The organism is Aurantivibrio plasticivorans, from assembly GCF_055392955.1.
In genome coordinates, this window is sequence record NZ_AP036020.1 from 2,298,102 (window position 1) to 2,318,629 (window position 20,528).

Sequence of the window (20,528 nt, forward strand, 5' to 3'; positions counted from 1 at the left end):
GAGCAGATACAAAAATAGCGACTACAATTGCGACAACAATAAAAATATTGATTAAAAAAATACACTCAAGAGAAAATTATGTCGAAGACCTGCATTGTCATTGGCGCCAGTCACGCCGGATCGCAACTAGCACTTAGCTTACGTCAAGAAGGTTGGGAAGGCCCCATCCTATTAATGGGTGAAGAAAACGTTCTCCCCTATCAACGACCACCGCTATCTAAAAGTTTTTTATCCGGTGCTAAAAGCGTCGAAGAACTTTATATTCGCCCAGAAGCACTCTACGAAAAGCAACAAGTCGAGGTTTTGCTAAATAGCCGCGTTACGCATATCGACGGAGACAATAAGTCTCTTACGTACGTAAAAGACGGTGAAGAAAAAACACTTCAGTACGACAAAATTGCCTTGTGCACGGGCGCACACCCTCGCCACTTGTCCATTCCCGGATCCGAACTTGCGGGCATACATTATCTCCGGACCTTAAGTGATGTCGAAAAAATACGTAGCGATTTAGAAACAGTACAAAGCAATAAAAAAATCTTGAACGGTGTCATTGTCGGTGGCGGCTATATAGGTCTAGAGACCGCTGCAATGCTCAATGCAATGGGTCATCAAATGACTGTTCTGGAGGCAATGCCGCAACTGTTATCTCGCGTTGCTGCACCTGAAATCGGCAAATTTTACAACGATCTACATCAGGCACACGGCGTTGTTATTAGAACCGAATGCCATGTCAACGGATTTACCGAACACGGTGATAGAGTCGAGGCCGTTGTACTCAGTGATGGATCAAAGATTGACGCCGATTTTGTTATCGTCGGAATAGGTGTTCAAGTCAATGGCGAACTCGCGGATCAACTTCAGTTAAAACAAGAAAATGGTATTGTGGTTGATAATTTAATGCACACATCCAATGCCGATGTGGTCGCTGCTGGTGACTGCACGCGTTTTCATAACGACACATTTGGTTCACTCCGACTTGAGTCGGTGCCCAATGCCACTGAACAAGCGAAAACAGCGGCAGCCTCTCTGTGCAATACAGAAAAGCCGTACCACGCTTTACCCTGGTTTTGGTCCGATCAATACGATTGCAAATTACAAATTGCGGGCATTAGTGCTGGGTATACCGACATCGTCGTTCGTGGGAGTTCGCAGGTGGTAAAAGACGAGAAACCAAGTTTCTCGGTGTTCTATTTTTCGGATGACAAACTCATTGCAGCCGACTGCATTAACCGGCCAAAAGATTTCATGTTCGCTAAACGTTGGCTAACTGACAAAACAATAATAAATAAAACTACCCTCGCGGATGACGACACGCCTTTGAGCTAGGCGCGCAACCGTCATTCCTCCTCGGTAGCGGAGGACGCTAGATGACCCAGAAAACGTGGCCACTTAACTGTTGGTATGTCGCCGCTATGGCGGATGAAGTTTCCGACAAGCCCTTTGGTAGAATCGTATGTAATTTACATATCGTCTTCTATCGAAACACGCAAAACCAACCCGTTGCGCTAGAAGATTTTTGCCCACACCGCGGATTGCCGTTGTCACTAGGTTACATCGAAGGCGATGAAATTGTTTGCGGATACCATGGTATGAAAGTCAGTTGCCAAGGTAATTGCCACTCGATGCCAGGGCAAGATGTCCGCCGAATGAAAGGGATTAATGCTTACCCCACAGTCGAAAAGTATGGGTTTATCTGGCTATGGCCCGGTGATCCTACACTTGCCGACCAGACAACAATCCCAGCCCTCGATTGGGCACACGCTGCTGATTGGGCTTACGGGGGCGATTACTATCACATGAAATGTGATTACCGACTGCTAGTGGACAACTTAATGGATCTTACTCACGAGACCTATGTTCATCGCTCGAGTATTGGACAAAAAGAAATCGAAGAAAATGCGCCAGAAACCTATCGCGAAGATGGAGAAGTCCGCGTAAAGCGCGATATGTATTCCATTGTGCCACCACCATTTTGGGGAGATGCCCTCGAAGCGAATCAGTTACCACGAGATGCCCAATGTGACCGTTGGCAAGTGTGCCGCTTCGTTCCACCTAGCCAAGTCATGATTGATGTTGGTGTAGCGCTTGCAGGTACTGGCGGGCAAAACGCACCAACAGAAAAACGTGCCGCAGCAATCGTTGTCGACCTCATTACGCCAGAGACAGAAACCACTTGCCATTATTTTTGGGGGATGGCGCGAAATTTCAATGTCAATAACCCAGAACTAACTACCACCCTGCGTGAGGCCCAAGGTAAAATCTTTGCTGAAGATCTCGAGGTTCTTGAGGAACAGCAAGCCAGCTTACTGCGCAATCCTCAGCGGCGATTGATTTCATTAAATGTTGATGCTGGCGGTGTTCACGCGCGTCGAGTCATCGACAAATTGATCCAACAAGAAACAGAGACACCCAACAATACATAATAACTATCATAAACATTTAGCTATTGGAAAACTCTATGTCCGCAGACGCTAGAACGCTCATCAATCGATCACCCATGCACCCACTTCAAGTTGTGGTGGTACTAATCACTGTTGGTCTAAATGCATTAGATGGCTTCGATATTGCGTCCATTAGCTTCGCCTCACCCGGTATTAGCGAAGAATGGGGAGTCAGTCGAGGAGCGCTTGGGATTGTGCTGTCAATGGAGCTAATCGGCATGTGTGTTGGCTCGATATTACTCGGAGGATTCGCCGATAAATATGGTCGCCGCCCGACTATTCTGGGTTGTTTAGTGGTCATGGCGTTTGGCATGATGCTCGCGACCACATCAAAGTCAGTAATTGATCTTTCCATTTGGCGTATTGTGACGGGTTTAGGTATCGGCGGTATGCTTGCAGCGACCAACGCAGTCGCAGCTGAATTCTCAAACGATGCGCGCCGCCATTTTTTCGTGTCACTCATGGTTATTGGTTATCCAATTGGGATATTCGTCGGTGGCGCAATCATTCGCCCATTACTCGCTGACTATAATTGGCGAACTATTTTTTACTTTGGTGCCTTTGCTACCGCTCTTTTTATCCCCTTAGTGTATTTCTTTGTTCCTGAATCCATTCACTGGCTTGCACGTAAGCAACCGGTAAACGCGCTTGAGCGTATTAACAAAACCCTACAGCGATTTAAATTTACGCCAGTAGATTCCGTGCCTGTTCTGACGGAAGAAGCACAGAAGCATTCACTTAGTGAGCTATTTAAAGGTGGGCTTTTATTTACCACTATCGCCGTAACCGCCGCTTATTTTTTCCATATCACAACCTTTTACTTCATTATTAAATGGACGCCGCAAATTGTTGCCGATATGGGCTTCCCGCCTGTCACCGCAGGTAGTGTATTAAATTGGTCAACCGTTGGTGGCGCACTCGGCGGTGCACTATTCGGATCACTGACATTTAAATTTGGGCTCAAGCCTCTGACCTTAGTCGTTCTCGCGTTATCAGTGATTACAATTATTGCCTTTGGCAACAGCCCTAAAGACATTGTCATTTTGTCTGTGCTAGCCGCGATAGGAGGCTTCACTACTAACGCTGGCGTGGTTGGTCTATACACGATCTTTGCACACGTTTTCCCAACTCATTTACGCGCTTTTGGAACCGGTTTTGCAATTGGTGTTGGTCGAGGCGGCGCGGCGCTATCGCCAATCATCGCGGGCTTTTTATTCGAAGCAGGAAAAGGCCTGGCTGTGGTCGCCACAGTGATGGCGCTTGGGTCGCTATTAGCTGCTATCGTACTCGTATTTTTGAAACTGCGTGCTGCTGTGGAAACTGACTGAGCTATTTCTGATACTGCCACGAAGATACGTCATAAAAAAGCCGTGCTATTAGCGCGGCTTTTCTTTTACGGGCTTTTCTTTTACGAGCGTATCTTTTACGGGTGTAGTCGTTATCCGAAAGCGGTGTGTCGTTGCCTCGGATGCGCGCGGTTTACTCTAATTTTATCACTACGCAGTCACCCACAAGACCTTCCTCATTGCAGTATAGGCTATCAATGACGTCAGCGCGATTAGACTGTATCGCGCTGGCATTTAACGACCCTTTGTCAGTGATTTCATGAGCATCAAGTTCTGGTGCACGCGTTTGCAGTGATATCGCAATCACTTTATTCGAACTACCTGTTGCACCCTTAGCTAACTCTTTAAGCAGAGCTGAAAATTTTGCTTTTACATTGTCGTTATTCGCGATATCAACTTCACTTTGAGCGCCCCCGGCTAATTGCCTGCACACACTATAGTCAGGAAACACCAAAGCTGAGACAGCGGGTTTATCTCGTCCAGCAATCACGACGTCAGCGACAAGGTTGCCAAACTGATTAAGAAACTGCGCCCTCAAGGGGCCAGCGCTGACCCATGTCCCTGTATCGAGTTTAAAATCTTCAGAAATACGTCCGTCGAAACTGAAACCTCGATTCAAATCATTCTTATCGACATAGAGTACAGCATCGCCGGTTCGGTAATAGCCTTCTTCATCAAAGGCGTTTTCAGTTAACTTCGGCTCCCTCCAGTAACCCGGTGTGACACTATCCCCTTTAAATCGTATCTCTGTTTTACCGCCCGCTGGTACAAGTTTGGCATCAACACCTGAAACAGGTAATCCCAACCAACCGGCGAAGCCATTGTCTCCTGTCGTGAACAACGCAGAAGGTGCAGTTTCAGTACTCCCTAAACCGGTGACGATTATCACCTTCTCTCCCGTCGTTTTGAGTGACAATGCTTCTAGGGCGTCCCATACGGGCTGGGATAAACCTGCACCCGCATAAAACAACATACTCACGTTTTTGAAAAACGACTCACATAATGCATCATCGGTCTCGAGGTATTTAACCAGCTCTTCATAACCCTTCGGTACATTAAAATACACCGTCGGCGACACTTCTTTTAAATTAGCGACTGTGCTCGCGATACCATTTGGCGTTGGCTTGCCATTGTCAATATACAATGTCCCGCCATTAAATAGCGTTATCCCAAAATTATGATTACCGCCAAAGGTATGATTCCAAGGTAGCCAGTCTAGGAGTACTGGCGATACCCCGCCATTTTTATTCTCGTCAATAAATGGCAGTGCCTGCTTTATCATTTGTTGGTTCGCGGCCCACATTTTGTGGGTATTGATAACCGCTTTAGGTTTGCCGGTTGATCCAGATGAAAACAAAAACTTCGCAATAGTGTCACCATCTATATTGCCATGAAGCTCGTCAATTGATGGACTGATGTCAGTATCTAGAAAATCACTTAACAGGTGTGAAGCTCGATTTTGAAGAAGGTTTTTAGTCACTAGAACATTCACTGAATCATCGGCACTAGCAGCGATAGCCTTCTCGTAAAGGGAGCCGTCATCGACGAAGATCATTCCCGGCGTTATTAAGTTGAGGCAATGTTTTAGCTTTGAATAATCCGTTGATATAAGCGAATACTGCGGTGACAACGGCGCATAAGGTACACCAATATACATCGCCGCTAACGCAACCAGCGCGTGATCAATACTATTGCCGGACAAAATAGCGACGGGCCGCTCCGCCGACAAATCTTCAACGGCTAGCCGTGAGGCTATGTGCCTAACCTGATCCAGCGCGGTGCGATAAGACAATTTTCGCCACGGCGTTCCATCACCTCCGCTCCGTTCAGCAATAAACGTGTGATCTGGTTTTTCACCAGCCCAAAACACCAGACGATCTAACAAGGTGATGGGATATTCGTCCAATGGCGTAGTATTGGAAACAATAGTACAACCATCGGCGCGCACAACTTGCTCGCACTGCATTGATCCCAAAACCAAATCACGTGTTGAATTCATAGTACTTCTCTGGGTTATTTCGCTACAAACTTTAGATCTAAAATTGAAGTGTTGTTGGTAAAAATAAAAAATGGCGAGATACACACTGTATCTCGCCAAATGGCTCTAACTAAGGTTTCACTATCATTCGATTCTTTTAAAAGTTAAACGTACCGTTGAGATACCAAGTTCTGGGACGTGTGTACACGACTTCCGCATAACCGCTACCAGTAGACAATGATGAGTTACCCGCGATCGGATAGGTCTCATCGGTTAAGTTGTCGATACCCAGCACGAACGCCCAGGTATCAGCCTCTTCCGCCAAACGCAAAGAGAAATTAACCATTTTTTCCCCGTCGGTTTGCGCCACTTCGTCTGAGTTAGCAGTATCGAAATACTGTTCATCCGTATATGAAACATCTAGCCGAGGAGTTAACGACGCGCCACCTAAACCAAAGGTATAAGCAACACCTACGTTTGCTGTAATCTCTGGAGTAAAGGGTAATGAGTTATCGGGCCCCAAGGTCGCTGTAGTTGCTGGTAAATTTATGGTAGTCACCGATTCAATTTCATCGTCAAGATAACCAATACTTCCTTCAACAATTAAATTCTCGGTTGGAATATAGGTAGTCTCTAGCTCAACACCTGAAATATTTGCCTCACCTGCATTAAACAACAGCGGCACAATACCAACACGATATGTCAACTGCATATTGGTATAGTCTGTTGAGAATACCGCTCCATTTAAGCGTAGGTAATCGGTAAGGTCCGATTTAAAGCCTATCTCTAATGTCTCTGCTTCTTCCGATTCAAATGGCACGACGTCTCCACCCGGAGGCGTTGTATTATAGCGTTGATTAAACCCACCGCTTTTGAAACCTTCTGACCAACTGGCGTAAGTCATCATGCTGTCAGAAATATTCCACTGGACATTAAATGAGTACGTCATTTTGTCGAAGGTTTCCTTATGCGGTCCATAAGGAACGTTATACGGAGGCGCAGGCACTGCAAAAACTAAGGGATCGGGCACATCAACAGGAACCAAACCTGCACCGGTAGCAATGATTTTCATTGTTTTAGTTTCATCGGTGTAACGTGCGCCTGCCGTAATTGCGACCACATCAAAAATATTTACCGTCCATTGCGTAAAGTAAGCAGTACTTTCGTTGTGAAGGTCTGCATCTTGATAATCTACAGGAACCAAACCGGGTGGCAATCCAGGCGGCCCGAAAGGGACCAATAGAAAATCGCGAACATTTTCGTCAAAAGAAAATGCACCTACCACACCAGTAAACCATTCATGGGTAAATAATAACTGCAGCTCATGACTTTTTTGATCGGCCTCACTGCTATATTGCGTGCTCAATATAGTGAGTGCGGTGTTATCTGCGTCCCGCGAGCCGGCCCACTCTAAATCTCGATCTGCAAAGATATATTTCATACTTAGGAGGTCTGAAAAGTCCCAATTGGCGTGAAAGGAGTATCCTTGGTTAGTCAGATTACTTTCGGCTTTAGTCGTGCCACCGTTTTTGTACTCACCGAGATCCCACGTTTCATTATTTGCACAACGTTGATCGACGATATCGGGGATAAAACCCGGAGCAGCCCCTGGACAACCAGCATCTATACTTCTGCCCCAAGGGAAAGCGGCGGTTTCATTAATTCCTGCAAATACAAATGGCGACCCATTTTCATCTTCTTTTGAATAGTCACCTCGAATGACAAAATTTAAGTCATCCGTTGGATCAACATGCAGGGAGCCGTTAACCGTGTAACTGTCAGTGTTGCCTAAGTCAGTACCGTCGAAAATGCGCTCTACATAACCAGATTGTTCACGCCCTCCAAGTGATACGCGCGCAGCAACGCGATCACTAAACGGTAAATCAACCGCAGCAAAATATTCGACTAGATCATCGTCACCAACACCAAACTTAATGCTCCCACCAAATTCATCTCCTGGCTTTTGTGTGGTTAACAGAACCGCCCCACCGATTGTATTTCGCCCGAACAAGGTGCCTTGAGGACCACGAAGCACCTGCACGTTTGCAATATCGCGAAAATCCATAACGCCGCCAACAGACCGCCCCAAGTAAACATCATCAATGTACATTCCAACACCAGGATCGATACCGCCTGATGAGTCTGATTGACCAATGCCACGTATAAATACTTGCGCAGCTGAGTTGCTTCCAGATAGCGGGCTGTAGCTCTTAAATTGCAAGTTAGGTGTAACACGACCTAAATCGTCGGTACCGACGATCATGCGGCGCTCAAGCGCTTCTTCAGTAAATGCAGAAACAGCGACTGGTGTGCTTTGGAGGTTTTCTTCAACTTTACGCGCGGTCACGACAACTTCTTCTAATACCGATTGCGCGTATGATTGTGCACTAATACCCATAACCCCAGCGATTGCCGTCGATAGAAGTGTCCTTTTGAGTGTTGTGATCTGCTGATCAGACATAGAGTGTCTCCCGGTTATTATTATATCTATTTGTATGTCTTACATAGTTTTATAGGCAGTAAACCTCAAAACTGGGTAAGACCAGAAGCCATTTAGGTCGCTTCTATTTTCCACTTCCCAAACGCGACGAAATCGCGTTCAGGCTACAGAGCCTTACAAAACCACAGGAGGTATTTTTATTATTCCTACAAGTCGGTTCAACAAGGCAAAGTTATTGGCTCGGCACACGTTAACCGAACCTGATTCTAATATGCTGTTTCCCATACAATGCGGGTTATGCGCATATGAATAAAATCATATTTTTATTTTTATAATAATATTTTTGTATAGCTACCCGGGTGTAGCGCATAGCCCTCTTAAGGCCTCATTAACGATACCAGCGCTTTGAGTTGCTCCAACTCCTCCCCAGAAAATAGGGCCACATGGCGCTTTTCGTGTTCGAGTACTCGGGCATCCACAATGGCAAATTGCTCTTTGCCTTTTTCTGTTAAAAACAGCGCTTGCATGCGCCTATCATGAGTGGCTTTGCGGCGTTCAATTAAGTCGGCGACTTGAAGTTTGTCTACGATCGCCATCGTCGAGGCGCGATCCATTGCGAGTGATTCACCGATTGCGACTTGTGATAACCCCTCGTTGGACGCGACGAGCGCAAACACACTGAACTGGACTGGCGTCATCCCCACAAAGCTTTGAAAATCGCGGTTGATTATCCGATCCGCCATACGAATCTGGTAGCCCAACTTAGTTTCCAATACCGACATATCGACAACTGATGCTGCTTCGCTTTTCTTCTTTTCTACTAGCCCCATGAATACCTCTACAACTCCATAAGTTACTGCAAAAACAATTGATAGATGGCGGTTATAGTTATTCATCAATAGGCTAAATTACCTTTATTAAACCGCCAGATTTCCGAAAATACACGGTATTCCGGCGGCTGTATAGCGCATCACATACCCACCTGGGCCCGTAATGGTTACGCCTGCTCAGCTTCCCACTGAGCCAGAGTTTTACCTTCTTTTGCCAACTTCTCCAGTAATGACGCTGGTTGCCAATGCATATCGCCAAACTTCGCCTGATACTTCATGATCCCATCGTAAACAGTTTTCAGCCCGATGGTATCGGCATAATAGAGAGGACCACCACGGAAACGCGCGAAACCATACCCGGCACCCCAAACGACATCAATGTCACTTGCGCGCAGTGCGATACCCTCCTCTAAAATCTTGATACCGTCGTTAATAAGGGCGTAAACACAACGCTCAATGATTTCTTCTTCGGTATGATCATTTCGTTGTTCGATACCTAGTTCTTCTGCACGCTTACGCAAAATCTCCAACGCTTCTGGATCTTCGTAACGTTGTCGATCACCCGGCTTATAGAGATAAAAGCCCTTGCCATTTTTCTGCCCCATCCGCCCAGCGTCGTAGATTGCTTGTGACGCTTGATAGTAAGCTGGGTCAGGTGGGAATTGCTCCGCGTTTGCTTTGTGAACGTTGACACCAACATCCACACCAGCCATATCAAATACCGCCAAGATACCCATCGCCATACCGAACTTTTGTAATGCATCATCTACTTTTTTTGGCGTCGCACCTTCTAATGCCATAAATTCTGCTTCACGGGCGTAACCTTCCATCATTCGGTTACCGATAAACCCGTAGCAGACTTTCGCAAGCACAGGTGTTTTCCTTAGTGTTTTTGCTAAGTTCATCGCGCTTGCAATAGTTGAGTCTGAAGTACTGTCGGTGCGCACGACTTCCAACAACGGCATTACATTCGCGGGACTGAAAAAGTGAAGACCGATCACTTTGTCAGGCCGGCCGGTGACCGAAGCGATTTCATTAATATCCAACGTTGATGTGTTGGTCGCGAGAATAGCGCCAGGCTTGGCTTTCGCATCAAGCTCCTTAAAGATTGACTGTTTAAGTGACATATCTTCGAAAACAGCTTCGATGACGACATCCGCATCGCTCACGGCAGACATATCGGTAGCCCCATCGATTAACGCAATAGTTGCATCAGCTTTCTCTTGAGTCATGCGTCCGCGCTTAACACGTGAACCATAATCACCTTTAATACGCTCTATACCACGATCCAGGCCTTCTTGGCTTACATCAATCAGCGTTGCAGGAATTCCCGCATTGGCAAAACACATGGCAATACCGCCACCCATCGTGCCCGCACCGATAATTGCCGCTTTTTTGATATCCATTTTTTCGACATTGTCAGCCAGCCCAGGGACTTTGGCCGTTTGCCTTTCTGCAAAAAATAGATGAATCGCGCCTTTGCTTTCTGGTGTCTCTTTGGCAATGTTGACCAGCTTGTCTTCATACAACAAACCATCTTCGAATGACTTCGTCATCGACGCTTTAACCACATCGATTGCAGACAATGCGGCTTGACGACCTGGGTACAACTTTTTCGCTTGGGCAACAAATTTTTCAATAATTTCGTCAGTGCCAGTTGCAGGGTCAACAGTCATTTTACTGGTTGGGCGTACCTTGGCTCCTTCAGCAATCAATTGGTTCGCATAGTCTATTGCTGCTTGTTTGATGTCACCCTCAACAATACCATCAACAAACCCCATTTCTTTCGCAGTAGTAGCATCAACCGGTCGAGCGCTAACAACCATTTCCAAGGTTTTTTCTACGCCAATGATACGCGGCATCCGTTGAGTACCACCCGCCCCGGGGAAAATACCCAAAGTAACCTCTGGAAATCCAAAGCGAGCTTTTGACTCAGCTAGGCGATAGTGACAAGCTAATGCGATTTCTAAACCACCGCCCATGACAGTCCCGTACATAGCGGTAATAACAGGCACATCTTGATTTTCTAAGCGCGCGAATAATTTGCGGTACTCTTCTTCTTTTGGCGGGCCACTAAACTCATTGATATCGGCACCGGAAAAATAGGTTTTACCTGCACAAAGAAAAACGACCGCCTGATAGTTGCCTGCCTTTTCTAAGTCATCTAGAACACTGTTTAAATCATCACGAACTTGAGCGGTAATAGTATTTACTGGCGGATTATTAACTTCAATAATCGCAATTCCATTCTCGATTGATAGGCTTGCAACTTTACTCATGATTTCCTCGTTAAATTTTTTGTCGTTCTCATGTCGTTTTATTTATAGACCTACAGCGTTTCTTCAACGCCGAAAATCGCTGTCACCTCGCTCGACAGGTGTCCGCCGTTTCCGTTACATAATGCGATTTCTGCATTACTAACTTGGCGATCTCCCGCACCTCCTCGTAATTGTTCAACACACTCAACCATCAACATTAAGCCGTACATACCTGGGTGCACACAGCTCAGCCCGCCACCGTTAGTGTTAACCGGCAAGCTGCCACCTGGCGCAATATTGCCATTGGATACAAATGCGCCGCCCTCGCCTTTTTTACAAAACCCTAGATCTTCAAGAAATAAAATCGTATTGATCGTGAAGGCATCGTAAAGCTCAACAACGTCAACGTCAGAGGGTTTTACACCCGCCATTGCGTACGCATGCTTGCTAGCTTCCATTGCTGCAGTGGTTGTAAGGTCTGCCATCTGCGCAATACCGGCATGTGTGGTATGGACGCCAACGCCCAGTAGATAAACGGGCTTTTGTTTTAGATGCTTAGCTCGCTCGGCACTCACTAACACAATAGCCGCGCCAGCATCGGCGATGAGACAACAATCAAGTGCTGAAAGCGGATCGCACACCATTTTCGAATTGAGCACATCATCGATGGTTAACGGATCACGTTTCATTGCGCGTGGATTTTTCATTGCCCATTCGCGCGCAGAAACGGCTACTTCTGCCATGTTTTCACGTGTCGTTCCAAATTCATGCATGTGACGGGCCGCCGCTAACGCATAGGCGTTCATCGGGGCCCGTGGTTTGTACTCATCAGCATATTGAAACACCTCACGTGGCGCATCGATTACTCCAGTTTGTTTTAATTTGCTGCGCGTATTACTGCCCATCGCGATTAGTGCGACGTTACAAATACCAGCCTGAATCGCCATGGCTGCATGTTGCAACTGGCTAACATAGACAGCACCACCGATGTTGGTATCGTCCATTACGCGCGGATGAATACCGAGATATTCGGCTAAATGTAGGCAAGGAAATGTATCTGGAAAATTAGACGTGAAAAGACCGTCGACTTCGTTTTTATTAATACCCGCATCATCTAACGCGCGAAATGCCGCTTCAACCATGTTTTCTCGTGCGGATCGACCTGGCAAATCACCAAACTTTGTAACACCCACACCCACTGCAGCCACGCTACCACGAAGTGATTGACTCATGCCTCACCTCCGTTTAACGCTGGTTTGTAGAGCACCAGGGATACCCCATCAATCTCACCAATAAAAGCCTCTACCTCTAGCCCGATTTTGACGTTATCAGGCTCAATGTCGACAACACGCGACATCATGCGCGGCCCCTCTTCTAAATCAATCAATGAGATGTTGTAGTCACCCTCCTTGCCACCACGTGGTGTTGAGGTGGAATACACAACACCACGCCCAGATGCTTCAACCCATTCCAACTGATCAGAGCCGCAATGCGAGCAAATAAGCCTGGGATAGAAAACATGCTGTTTGCAAGACTCACAATGCTGAATCATGAATTTACCCGCAGCGATAAAATCGGCGTACTGCTTATCTGGCCCCTCAGGTGAATCGACGAGCCGCAAGGTGGTGTTTGACATGCTATAGAGCCTTTAAATCAGGTGTGTTAATACTTCACTATTATTATGGGTTAGAACCACTTTAGTATGTCTAACATACTATTATCATCGGCGAGAAACGGTCAACTAATTTTTATTGCCAAGGCATTCAGAAATAAGAAGTGTAGAACCAAGTTACTATAAAGCTCTTCTCTCAAAGCGCCCAATAAAGGGGAACTAGGAATCACTAGCCATTGAGTAATTGGAACCAATTGTGACGTTTAGGCCAAGATCTTTAAAGGGTAAACATAACACCCTATCCATCTGCCTTGTTAAAAACTTAGTTGAATATGGCCTAATTGACTTTGACAGCCTTGGCATTACTAGTAGTATGGCGGCCGAAGTTTGTAGCCCTGTCTGCGAGAGAGAGAATGACACTGCGACCCACCAAGAAATCCCCAAAACCTTCCACACACCAAGATGGTTTCTCAACCCGAGTGGAAGACCAAGAGCACCTAAGCAGCTCCTTGGGACATCATTTACGTAGAGCACATTTAGCCCTGTGGCGTGACTTTAATGAAGATGTTGGGAAAGGCGGATTACGGCCTGGCGAACTGGGCGTAATGAATACCATTCACCGACACCCTGGTATTTCTCAGAAGGCAGTGGGCGAAACACTAGACTTAGACAAAGCGACCATTGTTGGCCTGGTGAATAAACTAGAAAAAAATAAGTGGGCTAAGCGCAAGCAATCCAAAGAAGACCGTAGACAATACGAATTGCACCTGACTAAATCAGGTGAGCGAAAACTAAATACTTACAACAAATCTTTAAGTAAGCTGGAGTCCCAGTACCGAGAACGGTTTACGGAAACTGAATTCGAACAATTTATTGATTATTTAAGACGTTTATTTGACCAATAGCATTAGTCATTTTCTAGCAACGGCATTAACTCATCGGTGATGCGCGCTTGTAACAGTAGAAAAACGTCATCAAATACTTTGTCTACACTCACTTCATCTCCCTCAGCGGCAGCGGGATCAGGAATCGACCAATGCACGCGCCGAATGTCTGCTAAGTAAACCGGGCACGTCTCATTGCCCGCTCGATCACACACTGTAAGTACGCAATCGAAATTCTCTCCGTCAAAAAAATCCCACGATTTACTCTGGGGACTTACGCAAGGAATGCCGTGCCTCTTCAATGTTGCCAACGACTTGGGGTGAACATAACCGGCGGGTTGACTGCCCGCACTAACGGCACACACCGACCCAGCGCCAACCTTGTTAATAATGGCCTCAGCCATAATCGAGCGACACGAGTTGCCTGTACATAAAACTAGAACACGTTTCATTTCAATATTCTCAGAAGCATTACGTTAATCTGATGACGGAAACCAGTGGCGCGTGCGATTAGCAAACGCCACCAGTGACAACATGACGGGAACTTCCACCAACACTCCAACAACGGTTGCTAGAGCAGCACCCGAATGTAAACCAAATAAACTGATTGCGACAGCGACTGCCAACTCAAAAAAGTTCGACGTACCAATGAGTGCTGCTGGCGCGGCCGTCGAAAAAGGCACCTTCCAGAAATAGGCCCACCCATAGGCAATGGCGAAAATACCGTAGGTTTGAATTAACAAGGGAACTGCAATCAAAACGATAATTAACGGCTTTTCGAGTATTGTTTGAGATTGAAATCCAAACAGTAACGCGACCGTAAGCAACAAACCCATTATTGAAAAAGGCTTCACAGTATTGCAAAAACGATCGACCCGCTGACTATCATCACTCAATGCGCGATGAGTTAAATAACCAGCAACCAAGGGAATAACAACGTAAAGGACCACAGACAGCAACAATGTTTCCCACGGCACCACAACGTCAGTTACACCTAACAGGTAGGCAGCAATCGGCGCAAACGCAACAATCATTATAAGGTCATTAACCGACACCTGAACTAACGTATAGTTAGCATCACCTTTTACCAAATGACTCCAAACAAAAACCATCGCGGTACACGGCGCCACGCCGAGCAAGATCATGCCAGCGATATATTCTTTCGCTGTTTGAGGGTCAACAAAGTCCTTAAATATATATTCAAAAAACAAAATACCCAGTGCAGCCATACTAAATGGTTTAATCAACCAGTTAACGACTAACGTAATACATAAACCTTTAGGTTTTCTGCCCACGTTTTTGATTGAGGAAAAATCTACACTCGTCATCATTGGGTAGATCATGACCCAAATCAGTACCGCAACGACTAGGTTAACACTGGCATATTCAATGCTTGACACCCACTGGAAGACAGCGGGCATTAAAGACCCCAACCCGATGCCCGCTAAAATGCAAAGGCCTACCCATATGGATAAATAGCGTTCAAAAAAACCCATTACTTCACCACTGAGTTACATAGCGAAAAAAATTAGCAACAACCACCGGTTGTGCCCGAAGCACTTTGCGTCGAACAGCTTGCGACGGGCTTTTCCTTAGGAACACAACAAGCGCCTGCTGCCGGTTCTGCGGCTTCATTAAAATACTGCACTTGTTCCATTGTTTGATAAGCTTCCCATGCAACGCCCGCTGGATCTTTGACCCAAGATTTATCTGACTTCGCGTAACAACACACAGTCTCCCCTTCATCAAACAATGACATATCGGCATTTTCTAACCGTTGTCTTATGTCTGTGAGTTCTTCTGCGTCATCTACTTGAATACCCAGATGATCTATTCCACTGTCTCGACCACGGGTAGAAATAGCAAAATTGACACGAGGATCATCTAGCATCCACTTAGCATAATCCTCTTTCTCGGTTGTTGGTTCGGCACCAAACAACGCGCTGTAAAAACGAATACTCTCATCTAAATTATCAACACCCATGTGCACATGAAGACGCTTCATCGTGATACCTCTATTACTATCTAGAATTGCTACCTTGAATTGCTTTATGAGATTGCTGTATTAAATTAACGCTAACAGCAGTTAAGTAGTTCAATAATCGAACTACCACTCTTTTGGTTCTGTTTGATACTAGCGACTTGATTACCGCAACAATCCTTCACCAAAAAGTTAATTAACCCCTGCATGGCTTTGAAATTTGCTGAGTAAATGACGCTACGCCCCTCTTTCTTAGAGTGCACGATACCTGCGTTTGACAAATGCCCTAGGTGAAACGACATGGTGTTATGGGGCGTACCTAGCGCTTTGCTCAGCTCCCCAGCCGGCAAGCCCTCTGGCCCAGCTTTTACAAGCAAACGAAAAGCACTCAGGCGAGTTTCCTGAGAGAGCGCATCAAAAACAATAAGGGCTTCTTGTATGTCCATATGTCTAGACTATTGGACATATAAATTTATGTCAACAGTTCTCGACAAATATAGAGCCGTATACCCAACTAGCGATACCCCTCAATCCGCAGTCACTGGCGCGTGTATTGCACGTCTGTTATTAGGTTTGTTTCGTTCAGTGGTGATCACCTAGGAGGTAACTATCTGGAAAATCATGCACCCCATCAGTGCGATACTAAGCAGCGTTGCACTCTTACTTCTCGGTAATGGCCTTCTTAATACCCTACTTTCACTAACCGCAAATGAGCGGGAACTATCGACACAAGTTATCGGCCTTATTATGTCCGCTTATTTTGTAGGCTTTATTTGCGGGACATTTGTCAGTGGTCGGCTAATCCGCCATATGGGCCATATCCGAACGTTTGCTTTCTGTGCAGCTTTGTGTGCGTCGATAGCGCTACTCCATTTATTGATTTTTAATCCCTTAGTATGGATTGCTTTACGCTTTTTATATGGTCTGTCCTTCGTTACGTTAATGACCGTTATCGAAAGCTGGCTAAACGCTCGGGCCGAAAAAGCAGAGCGCGGTAAAGTCTTCGCCGTCTACATGGTGGTCAACTTAGGCGCTATTGCGGTCGCGCAACAACTTCTTAGGTTTGATGGCTCAGAGTTTTTACTCTTCGCAATTTCAGCCATTTTTTTATGTTGGGCATTACTGCCAATTACTATCACACGACGCGCCCAACCCACTGTACCTGAACGCGCGAAAAGCAGTTTTAAAGAGCTTATTCGTTTTGCGCCCTTACCGGTCGCAACCGCAGCCTTAAGCGGTTTAGCCATGGGGGCTTTTTGGGGGATGACTCCACTTTACGCCAGCAAACAGGGGTTTGACTTTTCGGATATTGGTTTATTGATGAGCGCAACTATTACCGGAGGTGCGTTGCTTCAAATTCCAATCGGTCGCTTCTCTGATACACACGACCGTCGTAAAATTTTGGCAATAGTCGCGATGGCGGCCGCCATCCTCTCGATGCTCATGATGTTTGCGCCCGGAAAAATGAGCTTGATAGTCATTTCCTTCGTTTGGGGGGGATTATCCTTTTCGCTCTACCCAATCGCCGTGGCCCAACTTTTAGACCAATTACATCCAGACGAAATTGTTTCAGGATCAACCGATATGCTGGTGCTCCACGGGGCGGGTGCTGCTATCGCTCCGTTAATCGCTGGGGTATTTATGAATATTTTTGGTGCCCATGGATTATCGATCTATATCGCCCTAGTACTTTTCGTCTTAACCGCTTACACCATCCTACAAATTAAACGGGTTTCTGTACTGACAGCTGGCGAGCACGCTCATTTCGAACCCATGGTACAAACATCGCATCAAGTACTTGAAATGATTGAAAGAGAAGAGAACCCGGAACCAATCGGCGAGAAGCAGGATGATTTGAAAGTTTGAGCCGGATTATTTCAGAAATTCAGAAGCTAGCGATAACGCTTACTCAAACATGTTTGGCTTACCCTACTTGTTTTCCGGATAAATCAATGGCTGTACTATTTCGTTTTTTAAACGGGGTCTTCTTCACATACCCCAGCAAAAATACCCTCTAAACCAATATTGTCCTCGTGGCAGGCATATTCGTAAATACTGGGAGACGCCCAAAAATCGTATTCATCACCCTAAGGTTCTGCCCAGATTTTAGGGTCTTCAATTTAAAAATAGTAGAGCAGTCTATCGTCGGCGACTCAAGTAAAACACTCTGTTACATTGAAAGCACTGGAGGCGCTCCAAAAATTCTGTACAGAGTGAGAATCAAGGATTTCGTAACATCCATAAATACGAATGGGTACAAACCCATCAGTGATTATCGCCTAGTGTTTTTGGAGTCGGATCATTTTCTTCGCCGTCGCCAAGATCACCCCAATAGACTCTTTTTGCAGCTTGTCATGGGCTAAACGTTGTGCATCTTCTAGAAAAGAAAGCGCTAGCTTAGGTTTATCTTCCTCTAGTAAAAAGAGCCCTATTTCAATATTTAATACAACATTCGTACGATCAAGCCCATAGGCCGCCATCATCATTTTAGCCGCCTCCACAGAGTCATCACGCTCCACGGCTACCTGCCATAGTAAACGGTAAGTCTCAATGCTATTCGGATCAATGCTTTCTGATAGATTGAGCCTCTCTTCGATAGACTGAAGTTTTGAACCATCGAGATAAGCCAAATCAGTTTGTGGCTTTTGGTATTCAGCTAAATCATATTTCGCAACATTCCTAAGGACTAACGGATCTTCAGGGGAAAATTCAAGTGCTGCTCGACGCGCTTTTCTAGCTTCTACTAAATCAGAATCACCGATTAAAACCGCTTTTAAGGATTGACCGCGCGCAGAATCAGGTTTAATCGTATCGAGCTGTTCAAGTATGGATAACGCTAACTGTTTATTCTCAATGAGCGCAGCTACAGAAGCTAATTCAGCAATACTTTCATTGAGAGATAGCTTAGTTATCGATACTTCGTACTCTTTTTTCGGAATATCGATCCGTATAGCGCCGAGGCGCCTTTGTTTTTTGTACTTGTCTAGCAAACGGTCAACTTCATCGGTTGAGATCTCGAAACCCCACTCAAACGCATTTTTGGGGGATTTTCCATCCTCTAGAAATCGCATGTATTCATCGAGTTTCGACTTTAACACCACACCATTTTCAACATCCATATGAAGAAAATGGACGAGTTGCCAAGCCTTAGCGTAAAACCCCGTCCAGTACAATTCGTTGCTTCGGCTAATTGAAGGTTCCAAAAGATTAGCCACAGGTAAATCAAAGCTATAGACAAGATCAAGTGCGCGAGCCTTTGGCACAGCGCCGACAACCGCATGCCTTCTTTTTAGTTGAGTCGCGCCAAGTAATTCAGCCATTCCCTCTTCAAACCACAACGGATAGGAAGGGCCACCACTCTGGTTAATTAAGTGATGAACATACTCGTGAAAAAGGATGTGTTGCGTAGACACAGAGGAATTACCCTCTTGCAACAAGATAATTTTACCCAAATAAGTTGGCAAATATAATCCAGCTACATTGGGTACGGTGGAAAAGGTTGTAAAATCCTTACTGTGGTCAAATAGGTAAATACGCATACGCTTTTGATCACCAGCGACATTCATATTAGTTGCCGTTCTTACTACGTAATCAAAGACTTCAAGTTTTTCAATAAGCTTTCTTACTTTGCCTTTTCTTGCATCAGAATAAATAACGAAATTATCACTACTATAGATACTCCACTTATCCACATCAGCTATAGCTGCCGACGACAAAATCAATACAAAAGTAAGCACAATTCCTTTCATTAACATTGAGGTCCCTTACATATCATTCCAAATTAATTCGTTTAAATTTTCCTAGCGCATTTCGGGCTTAGCGTAACTGCACTACCATTGAATGGGCTATTCGACCATATAGCTATATCGCCTTACTTTGATCGAGACACTGGCGAAGCGAAAAGAATAAATGACATGCAGCGTAGCCTAAACCTCCTGTTAGGACCATAAAAAGAAATAGGTCCATAAGCCCTCCATTTTGACGGTGTCGATTATTATCCCGCTCTTCTTCTCGGGCACCAGCAATAATACCCTGAAAACCGATAATTCCCTCGTGGTAGACAAATAAGTAAATACCGGGAGACGCCCAAAACCCGCATTCACTGCCTCAAGATTCTGCCCAGGTTTTTGGGGCCTTCAAATTAAAATTGGTAGAGCACCCTATCGTCGGCCACTCGAGTAAAACGTTCTGTTACTTTGAGCGTACCGTAGGCGCTATAAAAACTCTGTACAGATTGATAATCAAGGGTTTCAACAACCAACGTCTTTCCGTTCTACCATCCAACTGAGTCGCCCATGCAATTCTTCACGTCGTTACTATGGTGCTGACTATAGAGCGGCACAACACGTGCGTCATGAATCATTTCAACAGCAACCGAGTCTCGCCCTTGCGCAGCGCGATAATTACCGTTGTACCAAACTGGTCTCATTATGAGGCCTGCCGTTGTTGAAATAGATATACAACGACCGGGCAACCCCCGGTCCTCTGGATTGTCTCGTTTCCCGGCAATGGTCGAAGCCACGGGAAAAGTCGTCAATCGACGTCGTGGCGCCCAAGATTTAGCGCTGGGCAAGCGAAACGACATATGGACATTTTCTGGAAACATCACCACCTTCCAGGCGCACAACTTTAGAGACTTTGCGCGCCATTATTATGCATTTTATTAGAAACAAAAAAGAGAAAACGCACCAACATCAAACACTTAGAAGCAATTTGACCTGAACAAACCCAATAAACCATCATTTGCGGCCGCTGATC

General features: G+C 45.7%; 17 protein-coding genes. 5 read left to right on the forward strand and 12 right to left on the reverse strand.

Annotated features, from left to right (window positions below; translation table 11 throughout):
* Positions 1-78: 78 nt before the first annotated feature.
* From ACZ5NB_RS10365 to ACZ5NB_RS10375, 3 genes are read left to right on the forward strand one after another with little or no spacing between them, the layout of a single operon-like run.
* Complete coding sequence (locus ACZ5NB_RS10365; RefSeq protein WP_460233541.1) at positions 79-1,326, forward strand: NAD(P)/FAD-dependent oxidoreductase; 1,248 nt, start codon at positions 79-81, stop codon at positions 1,324-1,326.
* A 41-nt stretch (positions 1,327-1,367) separates the two neighbouring features.
* Entirely contained in the window at positions 1,368-2,423 is a 1,056-nt protein-coding gene (locus ACZ5NB_RS10370; RefSeq protein ID WP_460233542.1) for an aromatic ring-hydroxylating dioxygenase subunit alpha, read from the forward strand.
* A 35-nt stretch (positions 2,424-2,458) separates the two neighbouring features.
* Positions 2,459-3,769: an MFS transporter gene (locus ACZ5NB_RS10375; RefSeq protein WP_460233543.1), complete on the forward strand. Its 1,311-nt coding sequence runs from the start codon at positions 2,459-2,461 to the stop codon at positions 3,767-3,769.
* Between the two features lie 151 nt (positions 3,770-3,920).
* On the opposite strand, the gene ACZ5NB_RS10380 is transcribed toward ACZ5NB_RS10375, so the two are convergent.
* The 6 genes from ACZ5NB_RS10380 to ACZ5NB_RS10405 all read right to left on the reverse strand — a co-directional run bounded on the left by ACZ5NB_RS10380 (position 3,921) and on the right by ACZ5NB_RS10405 (position 12,929).
* Complete coding sequence (locus tag ACZ5NB_RS10380; protein WP_460233544.1) at positions 3,921-5,786, reverse strand: feruloyl-CoA synthase; 1,866 nt, start codon at positions 5,784-5,786, stop codon at positions 3,921-3,923.
* A gap of 136 nt (positions 5,787-5,922) precedes the next feature.
* Positions 5,923-8,226 (reverse strand): TonB-dependent receptor, encoded by a 2,304-nt coding sequence (locus ACZ5NB_RS10385; RefSeq protein ID WP_460233545.1) that lies wholly within the window; start codon positions 8,224-8,226, stop codon positions 5,923-5,925.
* Positions 8,227-8,582: 356 nt separating this feature from the next.
* Positions 8,583-9,035 carry a MarR family winged helix-turn-helix transcriptional regulator gene (locus ACZ5NB_RS10390; protein WP_464107539.1) on the reverse strand — a complete coding sequence of 151 codons (453 nt, stop codon included), beginning with the start codon at positions 9,033-9,035 and terminating at the stop codon, positions 8,583-8,585.
* Between the two features lie 167 nt (positions 9,036-9,202).
* Positions 9,203-11,314: a 3-hydroxyacyl-CoA dehydrogenase NAD-binding domain-containing protein gene (locus ACZ5NB_RS10395; RefSeq protein ID WP_460233547.1), complete on the reverse strand. Its 2,112-nt coding sequence runs from the start codon at positions 11,312-11,314 to the stop codon at positions 9,203-9,205.
* A gap of 50 nt (positions 11,315-11,364) precedes the next feature.
* Positions 11,365-12,525 carry an acetyl-CoA acetyltransferase gene (locus ACZ5NB_RS10400; RefSeq protein WP_460233548.1) on the reverse strand — a complete coding sequence of 387 codons (1,161 nt, stop codon included), beginning with the start codon at positions 12,523-12,525 and terminating at the stop codon, positions 11,365-11,367.
* Positions 12,522-12,929 carry a Zn-ribbon domain-containing OB-fold protein gene (locus ACZ5NB_RS10405; protein WP_460233549.1) on the reverse strand — a complete coding sequence of 136 codons (408 nt, stop codon included), beginning with the start codon at positions 12,927-12,929 and terminating at the stop codon, positions 12,522-12,524. Before ACZ5NB_RS10405 ends, ACZ5NB_RS10400 begins: the two co-directional genes overlap by 4 nt.
* Before the next feature lie 389 nt (positions 12,930-13,318).
* On the opposite strand from ACZ5NB_RS10405, the gene ACZ5NB_RS10410 reads away from it, so the two are divergent.
* Positions 13,319-13,810: a MarR family winged helix-turn-helix transcriptional regulator gene (locus ACZ5NB_RS10410; protein WP_460233550.1), complete on the forward strand. Its 492-nt coding sequence runs from the start codon at positions 13,319-13,321 to the stop codon at positions 13,808-13,810.
* Between the two features lie 2 nt (positions 13,811-13,812).
* Here ACZ5NB_RS10410 and ACZ5NB_RS10415 read toward each other — a convergent pair whose 3' ends face one another.
* The 4 genes from ACZ5NB_RS10415 to ACZ5NB_RS10430 all read right to left on the reverse strand — a co-directional run bounded on the left by ACZ5NB_RS10415 (position 13,813) and on the right by ACZ5NB_RS10430 (position 16,216).
* The gene (locus ACZ5NB_RS10415) at positions 13,813-14,241 is read right to left on the reverse strand and encodes an arsenate reductase ArsC (RefSeq protein WP_460233551.1); all 429 of its coding nucleotides are present in this window, start codon (positions 14,239-14,241) and stop codon (positions 13,813-13,815) included.
* Positions 14,242-14,265: 24 nt separating this feature from the next.
* Complete coding sequence (arsB, locus tag ACZ5NB_RS10420) at positions 14,266-15,285, reverse strand: ACR3 family arsenite efflux transporter (RefSeq protein ID WP_460233552.1); 1,020 nt, start codon at positions 15,283-15,285, stop codon at positions 14,266-14,268.
* 32 nt (positions 15,286-15,317) lie between these two features.
* The gene (locus ACZ5NB_RS10425; RefSeq protein ID WP_460233553.1) at positions 15,318-15,794 is read right to left on the reverse strand and encodes an ArsI/CadI family heavy metal resistance metalloenzyme; all 477 of its coding nucleotides are present in this window, start codon (positions 15,792-15,794) and stop codon (positions 15,318-15,320) included.
* A gap of 71 nt (positions 15,795-15,865) precedes the next feature.
* On the reverse strand, positions 15,866-16,216 hold the full coding sequence (locus ACZ5NB_RS10430) for an ArsR/SmtB family transcription factor (protein WP_460233554.1): 351 nt from the start codon (positions 16,214-16,216) through the stop codon (positions 15,866-15,868).
* A gap of 175 nt (positions 16,217-16,391) precedes the next feature.
* Here ACZ5NB_RS10430 and ACZ5NB_RS10435 point away from each other — a divergent pair, with 175 nt between their 5' ends.
* Entirely contained in the window at positions 16,392-17,636 is a 1,245-nt protein-coding gene (locus ACZ5NB_RS10435) for an MFS transporter (RefSeq protein WP_460233555.1), read from the forward strand.
* Between the two features lie 413 nt (positions 17,637-18,049).
* On the opposite strand, the gene ACZ5NB_RS10440 is transcribed toward ACZ5NB_RS10435, so the two are convergent.
* Together ACZ5NB_RS10440 and ACZ5NB_RS10445 are read right to left on the reverse strand one after the other, a co-directional pair.
* Entirely contained in the window at positions 18,050-19,525 is a 1,476-nt protein-coding gene (locus ACZ5NB_RS10440) for a hypothetical protein (protein WP_460233556.1), read from the reverse strand.
* A gap of 518 nt (positions 19,526-20,043) precedes the next feature.
* Positions 20,044-20,376 carry a hypothetical protein gene (locus ACZ5NB_RS10445; RefSeq protein WP_464107540.1) on the reverse strand — a complete coding sequence of 111 codons (333 nt, stop codon included), beginning with the start codon at positions 20,374-20,376 and terminating at the stop codon, positions 20,044-20,046.
* Positions 20,377-20,528: the final 152 nt, after the last annotated feature.